The sequence below is a fragment of the Trabulsiella odontotermitis genome (genome assembly GCF_001297775.1).
Lineage (GTDB): Bacteria > Pseudomonadota > Gammaproteobacteria > Enterobacterales > Enterobacteriaceae > Trabulsiella > Trabulsiella odontotermitis.
On sequence record NZ_LIFX01000012.1, the window covers coordinates 121,830 to 135,398 of the forward strand.

Below are 13,569 nucleotides of genomic sequence, written 5' to 3' on the forward strand. Positions count from 1 at the left end.
CGCGCCGCTCTTATCGAACCATCATGTTGTAGTTGAGGTTCCACATAATCCAGATTGAACCTATCACCACAATCGCAATGATCAGTATAGTGAAGACGAAGGCCGTCAGGTTCCAGCCCTCATCAGACTTGCTGTTCATATGCAGGAAGCAAACCAGGTGCACCAGAATCTGTACCACTGCGGTCGCCAGGATGGTGCCAAGAATGACACCGTGGGACGCAGTACCGTTCATCACCATCCAGAACGGAATGGCCGTCAGGATGATCGACAGGATAAAACCTGTCATGTACGTTTTTACGCTACCGTGGGAAGCGCCGTGATCGGTTGCATGACTCATTACATCGCCCCCATCAGATAAACTACAGAGAACACACAGATCCACACCACATCCAGGAAGTGCCAGAACAGGCTCAGGCACATGATGCGGGTGCGGTTAGTGCTGGTCAGGCCGCGACGCGCGATCTGAATCATCAGCACTGCCATCCAGATAAGACCAGACGTCACGTGCAGACCGTGGGTGCCGACCAGCGCGAAGAACGCTGACAGGAAGCCGCTGCGATCCGGACCCATACCTTCGACGATCAGGTGATGGAATTCATAGAGTTCCATCCCGATAAATCCGGCACCGAACAGCCAGGTCAACACCAGCCAGGAGATGACCTGGCTCTTGTTGTTCTTATACATGGCGATCGCCGCCATGCCATACGTGATGGAGCTGAACAGCAGCAGGGCGGTTTCAACCAGAACGAACGGCAGTTCGAAAATGTCCTTCCCTGTCGGGCCACCCGCAGTGCCGTTCACCAGAACGGCATAGGTCGCAAACAGGATGGAGAACAAAATACAGTCGCTCATCAGGTAGATCCAGAAGCCGAAGACTTTCGTCGACCCTGAATCATGGTGCCCATGTTCGTGCGCGTGGGCGTGCGCGTTGGTCAGAGTATCAGTTGCCATTTTTCAGCCCTGCTTTAGTGATTTCATCGAAATGCTGGTTTTCCAGTTTTTCGACTTCCGCAACCGGTACGTAGTAATCCACGTCCTCGTCAAAGCTCTTCACAATCCAGGAAATGATGATGCCGGCAAAGCTTGCGATCGCCAGCCACCAGATATGCCAGATCATGGCAAAACCGAAGACGGTTGCGAAAGCGGCGATGATAATGCCCGCGCCACTGTTTTTCGGCATGTGAATTTCTTCGTAGCCCGCAGGTTTCTTGTACGCTTCGCCTTTCTCTTTCATTTCCCAGAATGCATCACGCTCATGAATGTGCGGGACGTGGGCAAAGTTGTAGAACGGCGCAGGAGAGGAGATTGACCACTCCAGCGTACGACCGCCCCATGGGTCACCGGTCAGGTCACGGTTCTGCTCGCGGTCGCGGACAGAAACGAAGATCTGAATCAGCTGGCACAGGATGCCGCAGGCAATCAGCGCGGCGCCGCACGCGGCCACCATCAGCATCGGGTGGAACTGCGGATCAATCTGCTGGCTCAGGCGACGGGTCATGCCCATGAAGCCCAGCACGTACAGCGGCATAAACGCCACGAAGAAGCCGATGATCCAGAACCAGAATGCGCGTTTACCCCAGGTTTCGTTGAGCGTGTAACCAAAGGCTTTCGGCCACCAGTAGGTCATACCGGCGAAGCAACCGAACACCACGCCACCGATGATAACGTTGTGGAAGTGCGCGATCAGGAACAGGCTGTTATGCAGAACGAAGTCCGCGCCTGGTACCGCCAGCAGAACGCCAGTCATGCCGCCTACCGAGAAGGTCACGATGAAGCCAATGGTCCACAGCATTGCTGAGTGGAACACGATACGGCCCTGATACATGGTGAACAGCCAGTTGAAGATCTTCACCCCGGTCGGGATGGCGATAATCATGGTGGCAATACCGAAGAAGGCGTTTACGTTCGCGCCAGCACCCATGGTGAAGAAGTGGTGCAGCCAGACGATGAACGACAGTACGGTAATACAGATGGTTGCCCACACCAGTGAGGTGTAACCAAACAGACGCTTACGGGAGAAGGTCGCCGCCACTTCAGAGAAGACACCGAAGACCGGCAGAACCAGGATGTACACTTCCGGATGGCCCCAGGCCCAGATCAGGTTGATGTACATCATCATGTTGCCACCCATATCATTGGTAAAGAAATGGGTGCCCAGATAGCGGTCCAGGGTCAGCAACGCGACAGTGACGGTCAGGATCGGGAAGGAGGCGATAATCAGTATGTTGGCGCACAGTGATGCCCAGGTGAATACCGGCATTTTGAACATGCCCATACCTGGTGCGCGCATCTTGATGATCGTCACGAAGAAGTTAATACCGGTCAGCGTTGTACCAATACCGGAGAGCTGCAACGCCCATATCCAGTAATCGACCCCCACGCCCGGACTGTACTCAATTCCCGATAGCGGCGGATAAGCCAGCCAGCCGGTCTGCGCGAATTCACCCACGCCGAGAGACAGGTTAACCAGAATCACGCCGACAACCGTGAACCAGAAGCTCAGGTTGTTGAGGAACGGGAATGCCACGTCGCGTGCGCCGATCTGCAGCGGAACCACCAGGTTCATCAGACCGATAACAAACGGCATCGCCACGAAGAAGATCATGATCACGCCGTGGGCGGTGAAGACCTGATCGTAGTGATGAGGCGGCAGGAAGCCTGCTTCCCCGGCCGAGGCCAGCGCCTGTTGGCTACGCATCATGATCGCATCGGCAAAGCCGCGCAGCAGCATGACGATAGCGACGATGACATACATAATGCCAAGTCTTTTGTGGTCGACAGAGGTCAGCCACTCATTCCAGAGGTAAGACCACTTACCGAAGTAAGTGATCGCGGCGAGAAGCGCCAGACCCCCGATGATAATCGCAGCCACCGTAACCATGATAATGGGTTCATGGTAGGGCACTGCATCCAGTGTCAATTTTCCGAACATCGTTTTCTTCCTCGGCCCCTTAGTGAGCGGTTTCCGCGTGGCTCATGTCCATGCCTTCCATTCCGTCGTGTGACGCGTGTTCACCGTCGGTCTGGCCCATGTGCATGTCGCCGTGAGCCATGAATTTGTTGATGACATCAACAAACAGATCTGGCTTCACGCTGGAGAAGTATTCCACCTTGTTGTACTCGCTCGGTGCAGCCAGTTTCTCGAACGCCGCCATATCGCTGACGGTGTTCTGAGACTGCTTCACTTTCGCGACCCACTGATCGAATGCGGCGCGATCCGGTGTAGCGATGGCTTTGAACTTCATACCTGAGAAGCCCGGACCACTATAGCTGGCAGAGATACCGTCGTAGGTGCCTGTTTCATTTGCGATCAGGTGCAGGTTGGTCTGCATCCCGGCCATCGCGTAAATCTGGCTACCCAGACGAGGGATGAAGAACGAGTTCATCACGGAGTTGGAGGTCACTTTGAACTGAACCGGAACGTTCGCCGGGAAGGCAATTTCATTTACCGTTGCAATGCCCTGCTCCGGATAGATGAAGAACCATTTCCAGTCCATGGACACCACTTCGATGGTGATCGGTTGTTCGTCGTGCGCCAGCGGTTTGCTGGGTTCAAGCGAGTGAGTGGTTTTCCAGGTGAGTACGGCGAGGAACAGGATGATCAGAATCGGCACCGTCCAGACCACAGCTTCCACTTTATTGGAGTGTGACCAGTTAGGGCTGTACTTCGCATCTTTATTGCTTGCACGATACTTCCAGGCGAAACCAACTGCCATCAAGATGGCGGGAATAACGACAATTAACATCAGGCCGAATGCCGTCAGTATCAGTGAGCGTTGCTCCAGTCCAATCTGTCCTTTGGGGTCAAGCAGTGCAGAATCGCAGCCACTGAGTAAAACAGTGCCTGCGATTAATGACAACCATCCCAAACTTTTATTGTATTTCCTGAGTCTCATGTAACGACCTCAATTCCACAGGATCTGGTGGCGTTTAAAGTGTGTGGGCATTTTACGGGAAGGTTACATTACTGTAAACATGATTGGGGTTGTGTCTGTTATGTGTTACCGGGTTCTGCCGCTCATGTCACATATGTTACCTAATATGTCTAATTTTCAACCAGAAGCCGCATGCTGCCAGTGTTATAACGAAAGGGGACGCAATAAAATCCTAACGTGGTCAATTGGTATAACTATTGCCTGAAATATACAAATAATTAACAATAAATTAGCAAATAAAAGACATCGTCAGCATGGAAAAATAAACGCCTGATAGCTGAATCGTTAAGAAAATAGGATGTAGCCAGAAATTACCGATAATTTCCAAATTCTAAAGCGCACAAATTAACAAGTGATAATTATGCCCGTCATTCACCGTTATAATTACCTGATGTAATTACAACGGCGAATAACAACACGGAATTTTCAGGCGAATCGCGTCCTGCGCAGGGCCAGGAAATCCAGCACGCCACCGATGACGATACCGCCGACCGCGATCAACGCGGCGATTTCCAGCAGACCCGGAAGGAAGGAGAAGTCGGTGTAATCAAGGGCGTTGAGCGTCAGCATGAACAACCACAGCGCCAGTAACAAACAGCCCAGCATCAGCATATACAGCGCGAACTGATAACCGCCATTGAACTGACTGCGCGGCATAAAGTGCTCCGTCTGCTGGGTATATTCCAGCGTACGTCGACACACCAGCAACAGAATAAGCCCCGGAACCGCCGCCACAACAGAGAAGAGATAGAAGGTCGGCCAGCCGTGCGCTTCGACAAACCAGCCGGCGATGGGGCCGACATACACGCGCCCGACGGCAGATATCGCCGACAGCAGCGCAAATTGCGTGGCCGAGAAGGATTTATTGCACAGCGTCATCAGCAGGGCGACAAAAGCGGAAGTCCCCATGCCGCCGCACAGGTTTTCGAAAAAGACGGCCGTCGCCATGGAAATCAGGTGCTTATCGGTCACTGACAACAGCCAGTAACCAGCGTTGGATGCGCCCTGCAAAATGCCAAAAATGAGCAGCGCGCGAAACAGCGTCAGCCGCTGCATCAGTACGCCGCCGTACAGTGCGCCAATAATGGTGGCAAACAGTCCCAGCGTTTTATTGACCATTCCTACTTCACCCGCGTCAAACCCGACACCGCGAATGAGAAACGTGGTAGTCAGACTCATGGCAAACGCATCGCCGAGCTTATACATCACAATCAGCAGCAGGATAATCCACGCATTGTTGCGGCCGAAGAAATCGCGCAGAGGGGCGACGACTGCCTGTTCGAGCGTTTTAGGCACCGGGATCACGTCGCTGGGTTCCGGCGCCAGCAGGGTGGCGATGATACAAGGAATGAGCATGGCCGCCATCAGCCAGTACATGCCCTGCCAGCCGAGCCATTTGTCTGCCAGCCAGAGCGCCAGACCGCCGGACACCAGCATGCCGAGGCGATAACCCAGCACGCTGATCGCCGCGCCAGCGCCACGCTCTTCAGGCGGCAGTACGTCGGTTTTCCAGGCGTCAAAGACGATATCCTGCGAAGCAGAGCAGAAGGCAATGATTACTGCCAGCGCCGCCATCCAGCGCAACTGCGACGTCGGTTCGAGAAAACCCATGGCGGCGACGGATACCAGCAGCAATACCTGAGTCGTCAACAACCAGCCACGGCGGCGACCGAGAAACGGCGGTGTATAGCGATCCATCACCGGCGACCACAGGAATTTAAAGACGTACGCCTGCCCGACAAGGGAAAAGAAGCCGATGGTTTTAAGGTCGATATTTTCAACTGTCATCCACGCCTGCAGAGTGCCGGATGTCAGCGCCAGTGGTAGCCCGGAAGCAAAGCCGAGGATCAGCAGAATAGCGGCTTTAGGTTGCTGGAAGATGCGTAAGTATTGACTGGTCATGAGTCCTGACTGCTGACCCGGCGCCCAGCCGGGTCAGACAACGGCGATTAACGGGCGTTTTGCTTGATGAAGTCGTGGATGCTGGTGTCCTGAGCCATATCGGCGATGGTATCAGTCAGCACGCTATTCACTGCGTTAGCGATATTCTGGTTGTTTGCCGTGAAAGCACCTTCAACCGTGTAGCTGGCACGGTAGTTTTTCGTCATCTTATTGCCGTTTTTCGCGGTGGCGATGATCGCGACGTCAGCTTTGGTGGCGATGTTGTAACGCACGTTACCCTGAGACACATCGGCGTACAGCTGATTCACGATGATCTGCAGATCAACCGCGCCGCTTGGGCCAACCATATAACCGCGCGCGGTCATTTGTTTCTCCAGCACTTCCTGCAGCAGGAAACGCAGGTCGCGGGACGCGGTCAGGGTGACCAGCTGGTTGTCACGGGTGACTTTCGCCAGCGCCTGATCCTGACGCTGATCGGCACCGTTAATGCTCACGGTGACGCCCATCAGGCTAGGGTCCTGCTGCGGCAGAGCAATCTTCGGCGATACGTCGATGGTGGACGGTGGCGTGGCGCAACCCGCCAACATGAACAGGGCCACCAACGGGAAAAGGATTTTTTTCAACATGATGTCAGGCTCTCAACGCTTTGGTTAAGTAAAAGAAAAATTCTCGCCATCATAACATCGCCAACGGTAAGAGGAAGTAGCTGCGCATGTAAATTCATCGTGATGTGCGTTTTCTGACCGCTTCTTTACCGTTTTGCCGGCAGTCTGGCAGCGAAACGTTTGCATATATGAGTAAAGCGCATCCGTTTCGCTGACGAAATCGGACGAAAGCTAAATATTTGTTGTCTTCATGTAATGGAAACGGTAAAAGCGGCTAATATTTAAAGAGATGGGCGGCATCTCAGCGTCGTCGAAGGAGTAATGTCATGATGATACGCGAACAAATCGAAGCAAAACTAAGTGCAGCGTTTAAACCCGTAGTACTGGAAGTGGTTGATGAAAGTTATCGTCACAATGTTCCCGCCGGATCGGAAAGCCACTTCAAAGTGGTTCTGGTCAGCGACTGTTTTGCAGGCGAACGGTTTCTCAATCGTCATCGCATGATCTACAGCACGCTGGCTGATGAACTCGCTTCCACGGTTCATGCTCTGGCGTTACATACCTACACGATTAAAGAGTGGGAAGGGTTACAGGATACGGTATTTGCATCTCCGGCTTGCCGCGGTGCAGGAAGCATCGCCTGACAAACGCATTGCAACGGGCGGAAGTTTTCCAGTATGTTGCGTAAAGATTATGACAAAACGGCCACCTGGCCGTTTTATTTTGCCTGGAAAACGCACAGTACTGGCCGTATTCAGACAAAAAATCGCCGGGAACTGTGAAAAAAGCCGCATCAACATGCGACCGCTGTTCTCGACTCACTCCTGTGATGCCGCTATAATGCTGCGTCTTATTTTTCGGAATGTCTTCGGGATGATTCTGGCGACAGGGACGGTGATTCACCTTCATCCCGGTACTGCGCAGTCGAATTCAGAGTTGACCGAGCACTGTGATTTTTTTGAGGTAACAAGATGCAAGTTTCAGTTGAAACCACTCAGGGCCTTGGCCGCCGTGTAACGATTACTATCGCTGCTGACAGCATCGAAAACGCTGTAAAAAGCGAGCTGGTCAACGTTGCGAAAAAAGTACGCATCGACGGCTTCCGTAAGGGTAAAGTACCGATGAATGTTGTTGCTCAGCGTTATGGCGCTTCTGTTCGCCAGGATGTGCTGGGTGACCTGATGAGCCGCAACTTTGTTGATGCGATCATCAAAGAAAAAATCAATCCGGCTGGCGCGCCGAACTACGTTCCGGGCGAATACAAACTGGGTGAAGACTTCACCTACGCCGTTGAGTTCGAAGTGTACCCGGAAGTCGAGCTGAAAGGTCTGGAAACCATCGAAGTTGAAAAACCGCTGGTAGAAGTGACTGACGCTGACGTCGACACCATGCTGGACACCCTGCGCAAGCAGCAGGCGACCTGGAAAGACAAAGAAGGCGCGGTTGACGCTGAAGATCGTGTCACCATCGATTTCACCGGTTCTGTTGACGGCGAAGAGTTCGAAGGCGGCAAAGCCACTGATTTCGTTCTGGCAATGGGCCAGGGTCGTATGATCCCGGGCTTTGAAGACGGCATCAAGGGCCACAAAGCGGGAGAAGAATTCACTATCGACGTGACCTTCCCGGAAGAGTACCACGCGGAAAACCTGAAAGGTAAAGCGGCGAAATTCGTTATCAACCTGAAGAAAGTCGAAGAGCGTGAACTGCCGGAACTGACCGCGGAATTCATCAAACGTTTCGGCGTTGAAGATGGTTCCGTTGACGGTCTGCGCGCTGAAGTGCGTAAAAACATGGAACGCGAGCTGAAAGGCGCTGTGCGTAACCGCGTGAAGACTCAGGCGATTGAAGGCCTGGTGAACGCGAACAACATCGACGTACCGGCTGCACTGATCGACAGCGAAATCGACGTTCTGCGTCGTCAGGCTGCACAGCGTTTCGGTGGCAACGAGAAACAGGCTCTGGAACTGCCGCGTGAACTGTTCGAAGAGCAGGCGAAACGCCGCGTTGTTGTTGGCCTGCTGCTGGGCGAAGTGATTCGCACCAACGAGCTGAAAGCTGACGAAGAACGCGTTAAAGGCCTGATCGAAGAGATGGCGTCCGCTTACGAAGATCCGACTGAAGTCATCGAGTTCTACAGCAAAAACAAAGAACTGATGGACAACATGCGCAACGTGGCTCTGGAAGAACAGGCAGTTGAGACTGTTCTGAATAAAGCGAAAGTGACTGAAAAAGCCACTTCCTTTAACGAACTGATGAACCAGCAAGCATAATTTCGCTATACTGGGACAAAGTTTGAACAAAAACCCGTTGCCCTCTGGTGACGGGTTTTTTTTGTCATCGCAATTTGTTGTACATGAGTGCCAAATCCACGTTTCGGTGTTAGCGTAACAACAAAAGATTGTTATGCTTGAAATAGCGGATTGCCGTACCCATAACCAGCAATACGGCAATAAGTGACTGGCTGATGTTCCGTCGACAAGGTTACAATCAGTACAGCAGGTATTTTTCAATATTTATCCAGGAGACGGAAATGTCATACAGTGGCGAACGAGATAACTTTGCACCCCATATGGCCCTGGTGCCGATGGTCATTGAACAGACCTCACGTGGTGAGCGCTCATTTGATATCTATTCCCGTCTGCTCAAGGAACGCGTCATTTTTCTGACCGGCCAGGTGGAAGACCACATGGCGAACCTGATTGTGGCGCAGATGCTATTTCTGGAAGCGGAAAACCCGGAAAAAGACATTTATCTGTATATTAACTCACCGGGCGGCGTGATCACCGCGGGGATGTCCATTTATGACACCATGCAGTTCATCAAGCCGGACGTCAGCACGATTTGTATGGGGCAGGCCGCTTCTATGGGTGCCTTCCTGCTGACCGCAGGCGCGAAAGGTAAACGTTTCTGCCTGCCGAACTCCCGGGTGATGATTCACCAGCCGCTGGGCGGCTACCAGGGTCAGGCGACGGATATCGAAATCCACGCGAAAGAGATCCTGAAAGTTAAAGCGCGCATGAATGAACTCATGGCGCACCATACGGGTCAATCTCTTGAGCAGATTGAGCGCGACACCGAGCGTGACCGCTTCCTGACCTCAGGAGAAGCGGTTGAGTACGGCTTAGTCGACTCCATTTTGACCCATCGTAACTAATGCCAGGCGCGCGCGTGCCGCTATACTATGTATGGGCGGCACACTGCTTGTGAAGCGGATTGCGCTTGATAATGGCATTTGCGTCGTCATGTGCGGCACAAAGAACTTAAGAAGAGGTTTGGACTCATGACAGATAAACGCAAAGATGGATCGGGCAAGCTGTTGTACTGCTCTTTTTGCGGCAAAAGCCAGCATGAAGTGCGTAAATTGATTGCCGGACCGTCCGTGTATATCTGCGACGAATGTGTTGATTTATGTAACGACATTATTCGCGAAGAGATTAAAGAGGTAGCGCCGCATCGTGAACGCAGTGCTCTGCCAACGCCACATGAAATTCGCCATCATCTTGACGACTATGTTATCGGTCAGGAACAGGCGAAAAAAGTGCTGGCTGTAGCGGTGTACAACCATTACAAGCGTCTGCGTAACGGCGATTCCAGTAACGGTGTTGAACTCGGCAAAAGTAACATTCTGCTGATTGGCCCGACCGGCTCCGGTAAAACGCTGTTGGCGGAAACGCTGGCGCGTCTGCTGGACGTTCCGTTCACCATGGCGGATGCGACCACGCTGACCGAAGCGGGCTACGTCGGTGAAGACGTTGAAAACATCATCCAGAAACTGCTGCAGAAATGCGACTACGACGTACAGAAAGCGCAGCGCGGCATCGTTTACATCGATGAGATCGACAAAATTTCCCGTAAATCGGATAACCCGTCGATCACCCGCGATGTCTCCGGTGAAGGCGTGCAGCAGGCGTTGCTGAAGCTTATCGAAGGCACCGTGGCGGCAGTACCGCCGCAGGGTGGGCGTAAACATCCGCAGCAGGAATTCTTGCAGGTTGATACCTCAAAAATTCTGTTTATCTGTGGCGGTGCGTTTGCGGGCCTCGACAAAGTCATCGCTAACCGCGTGGAAACCGGAACCGGCATTGGTTTTGGCGCCACGGTGAAAGCGAAGTCAGAAAAAGCCAACGAAGGCGAACTGCTGACGCAGGTTGAACCGGAAGATTTGATTAAATTCGGTCTGATCCCTGAGTTCATCGGTCGTCTGCCGGTGGTGGCGACGCTGAAAGAGCTGAGCGAAGAAGCGCTGATTCAGATCCTGAAAGAACCGAAAAACGCCCTGACCAAACAGTATCAGGCGCTGTTTAATCTGGAAGGTGTTGACCTGGAGTTCCGTGACGAAGCGCTGGATGCGATTGCCCGTAAAGCAATGGCACGTAAAACCGGTGCGCGTGGGCTACGTTCCATCGTCGAAGCAGCACTGCTCGACACGATGTACGACCTGCCGTCAATGGAAGATGTCGAAAAAGTGGTTATCGACGAGTCAGTTATCGAAGGTCAAAGCAAACCGCTGTTGATCTACGGCACCTCGGAAACTCAACAGGCATCTGGCGAATAATTCGCCAAATTAGTCAATCAGTTAAGCGAAAAGGGGAGATTTTATCTCCCCTTTTATTTTTCCTGCATTCCCGGCGTTGAATGTGTGGGAAACATCCCCATATACTGGAATACATGTTAAACGGTGGCATGGGAATTGATCATGTCATCGGCTACCTGGCGGACACTAAACTAAGAGAGAGCTCTATGAATCCTGAGCGTTCTGAACGCATCGAAATCCCCGTATTGCCATTGCGCGATGTGGTGGTTTATCCGCACATGGTCATTCCCTTATTTGTAGGGCGGGAAAAATCTATCCGTTGTCTGGAAGCTGCCATGGATCATGATAAGAAAATCATGCTGGTGGCTCAGAAAGAAGCCTCAACGGATGAGCCGGGTGTAAACGATCTTTTCACCGTCGGGACCGTGGCCTCTATTCTGCAGATGCTGAAACTGCCTGACGGAACCGTCAAAGTGCTGGTTGAAGGCCTGCAGCGTGCGCGTATCACCACGCTTTCCGATGATGGCGAGCATTTTTCCTCCAAAGCGGAATACCTTGAATCTCCGGCGATTGATGAGCGCGAACAGGAAGTGCTGGTGCGTACAGCCATCAGTCAGTTCGAAGGCTACATCAAGCTGAACAAAAAGATCCCACCGGAAGTGCTGACGTCGCTGAACAGCATCGACGATCCGGCGCGTCTGGCGGACACTATCGCGGCCCACATGCCGCTGAAGCTTGCTGACAAGCAATCGGTACTCGAGATGTCCGACATCAACGAACGTCTGGAATACCTGATGGCGATGATGGAATCGGAAATCGATCTGCTGCAGGTTGAGAAACGCATTCGCAATCGCGTCAAAAAGCAGATGGAGAAATCCCAGCGCGAGTACTATCTGAACGAGCAAATGAAAGCCATTCAGAAAGAACTCGGCGAAATGGATGACGCGCCGGACGAAAACGAAGCGCTGAAGCGTAAGATCGACGCGGCGAAAATGCCGAAAGAGGCTAAAGAGAAGGCCGAAGCCGAGCTGCAAAAACTGAAAATGATGTCGCCAATGTCCGCGGAAGCGACCGTGGTGCGTGGTTACATCGACTGGATGGTGCAGGTGCCGTGGAATGCCCGTAGCAAGGTCAAAAAAGACCTGCGTCAGGCACAGGAAATCCTCGATACCGACCATTACGGTCTTGAGCGCGTTAAAGACCGCATCCTTGAGTATCTCGCGGTGCAGAGCCGTGTCAATAAAATCAAGGGGCCGATTCTGTGTCTGGTGGGACCGCCGGGGGTAGGTAAAACCTCTCTGGGTCAGTCCATCGCCAAAGCCACCGGGCGTAAATACATCCGTATGGCGCTGGGCGGGGTGCGTGATGAAGCGGAAATCCGCGGTCACCGTCGTACCTACATCGGCTCAATGCCGGGCAAGCTGATCCAGAAAATGGCGAAAGTGGGCGTTAAAAACCCGCTGTTCCTGCTTGATGAGATCGACAAGATGTCGTCCGACATGCGCGGCGATCCGGCTTCAGCGCTGCTGGAAGTGCTGGATCCTGAGCAGAACGTGGCGTTCAGCGATCACTACCTGGAAGTGGACTATGACCTCAGCGACGTGATGTTTGTCGCGACGTCTAACTCCATGAATATTCCGGCGCCGCTGCTGGACCGTATGGAAGTGATCCGCCTTTCCGGTTACACGGAAGACGAAAAACTGAACATCGCCAGACGCCACCTGCTGGCGAAGCAGATTGAGCGTAACGCGCTGAAACCGGGCGAACTGACTGTCGACGATAGCGCCATTGTGGGCATTATTCGTTACTACACCCGAGAAGCGGGCGTGCGTAGCCTCGAGCGTGAAATCTCGAAACTGTGCCGTAAAGCGGTGAAACAGCTGCTGCTGGATAAAACCCTCAAGCACATTGAGATTAACGGCGACAATCTGCACGAATACCTGGGCGTACAGCGCTTTGACTATGGTCGTGCAGACAGCGAAAACCGTGTTGGTCAGGTGACCGGGCTGGCGTGGACGGAAGTGGGCGGCGATCTGCTGACCATCGAAACCGCCTGCGTGCCGGGTAAAGGCAAGCTGACTTACACCGGCTCGCTGGGTGAAGTGATGCAGGAATCCATCCAGGCCGCGCTGACTGTGGTGCGTGCACGGGCGGAAAAACTGGGCATCAATGGCGATTTCTACGAGAAACGCGACATCCACGTTCACGTTCCGGAAGGGGCGACGCCGAAAGACGGCCCGAGCGCAGGTATCGCTATGTGTACCGCACTGGTTTCCTGCCTGACCGGTAACCCGGTACGTGCCGATGTGGCGATGACCGGTGAGATCACCCTCCGTGGTCAGGTTCTGCCGATCGGCGGGCTGAAGGAAAAACTGCTGGCGGCACATCGCGGCGGGATTAAGACAGTTCTGATCCCGGACGAAAACAAACGCGATCTGGAAGAGATTCCGGACAACGTTATCGCCGATCTGGACATCCATCCGGTGAAGCGAATTGAGGAAGTTCTGACTCTCGCCCTGCAGAATGAACCCTTCGGAATGCAGGTTGTGACCGCAAAATAGTGACCGCGCGCAAAGAGCGCTAAGAAAATAGA

Annotated in this window: 11 protein-coding genes; 5 read left to right on the forward strand and 6 right to left on the reverse strand. The window is 53.1% G+C overall.

Going from position 1 to position 13,569, the window contains the following annotated elements; genetic code table 11:
* Positions 1-10: 10 nt before the first annotated feature.
* The 6 genes from AOY23_RS16700 to AOY23_RS16725 form a co-directional block, all read right to left on the reverse strand.
* The gene (locus AOY23_RS16700; protein ID WP_054180469.1) at positions 11-337 is read right to left on the reverse strand and encodes a cytochrome o ubiquinol oxidase subunit IV; all 327 of its coding nucleotides are present in this window, start codon (positions 335-337) and stop codon (positions 11-13) included.
* Positions 337-951, reverse strand: coding sequence for a cytochrome o ubiquinol oxidase subunit III (locus AOY23_RS16705; RefSeq protein WP_054180468.1), 615 nt, complete (start codon positions 949-951; stop codon positions 337-339). The genes AOY23_RS16700 and AOY23_RS16705 overlap by 1 nt, the downstream gene beginning before the upstream one ends.
* On the reverse strand, positions 941-2,932 hold the full coding sequence (cyoB, locus tag AOY23_RS16710) for a cytochrome o ubiquinol oxidase subunit I (RefSeq protein ID WP_054180467.1): 1,992 nt from the start codon (positions 2,930-2,932) through the stop codon (positions 941-943). The genes AOY23_RS16705 and cyoB overlap by 11 nt, the downstream gene beginning before the upstream one ends.
* Positions 2,933-2,951: 19 nt before the next feature.
* Positions 2,952-3,896, reverse strand: coding sequence for a cytochrome o ubiquinol oxidase subunit II (gene cyoA, locus AOY23_RS16715; protein WP_054180466.1), 945 nt, complete (start codon positions 3,894-3,896; stop codon positions 2,952-2,954).
* Between the two features lie 465 nt (positions 3,897-4,361).
* Positions 4,362-5,837 (reverse strand): muropeptide MFS transporter AmpG, encoded by a 1,476-nt coding sequence (gene ampG, locus AOY23_RS16720; RefSeq protein WP_054180465.1) that lies wholly within the window; start codon positions 5,835-5,837, stop codon positions 4,362-4,364.
* A gap of 47 nt (positions 5,838-5,884) precedes the next feature.
* On the reverse strand, positions 5,885-6,463 hold the full coding sequence (locus tag AOY23_RS16725) for a lipoprotein (protein ID WP_038155100.1): 579 nt from the start codon (positions 6,461-6,463) through the stop codon (positions 5,885-5,887).
* A gap of 305 nt (positions 6,464-6,768) precedes the next feature.
* Between AOY23_RS16725 and bolA the strand changes: the two genes are divergently transcribed.
* From bolA to lon, 5 genes are all read left to right on the forward strand, one after another.
* The gene (gene bolA, locus AOY23_RS16730; RefSeq protein WP_038155098.1) at positions 6,769-7,086 is read left to right on the forward strand and encodes a transcriptional regulator BolA; all 318 of its coding nucleotides are present in this window, start codon (positions 6,769-6,771) and stop codon (positions 7,084-7,086) included.
* A gap of 327 nt (positions 7,087-7,413) precedes the next feature.
* Positions 7,414-8,712, forward strand: coding sequence for a trigger factor (gene tig, locus AOY23_RS16735; protein ID WP_054180464.1), 1,299 nt, complete (start codon positions 7,414-7,416; stop codon positions 8,710-8,712).
* A gap of 260 nt (positions 8,713-8,972) precedes the next feature.
* Positions 8,973-9,596 carry an ATP-dependent Clp endopeptidase proteolytic subunit ClpP gene (gene clpP / locus AOY23_RS16740; protein ID WP_038155095.1) on the forward strand — a complete coding sequence of 208 codons (624 nt, stop codon included), beginning with the start codon at positions 8,973-8,975 and terminating at the stop codon, positions 9,594-9,596.
* A 126-nt stretch (positions 9,597-9,722) separates the two neighbouring features.
* A complete protein-coding gene (gene clpX / locus AOY23_RS16745; RefSeq protein ID WP_038155093.1) occupies positions 9,723-10,997 on the forward strand; it encodes an ATP-dependent protease ATP-binding subunit ClpX in 1,275 nt (424 codons plus the stop codon).
* Between the two features lie 185 nt (positions 10,998-11,182).
* Entirely contained in the window at positions 11,183-13,537 is a 2,355-nt protein-coding gene (gene lon, locus AOY23_RS16750) for an endopeptidase La (RefSeq protein WP_054180569.1), read from the forward strand.
* The last annotated feature ends 32 nt before the right edge of the window (positions 13,538-13,569 follow it).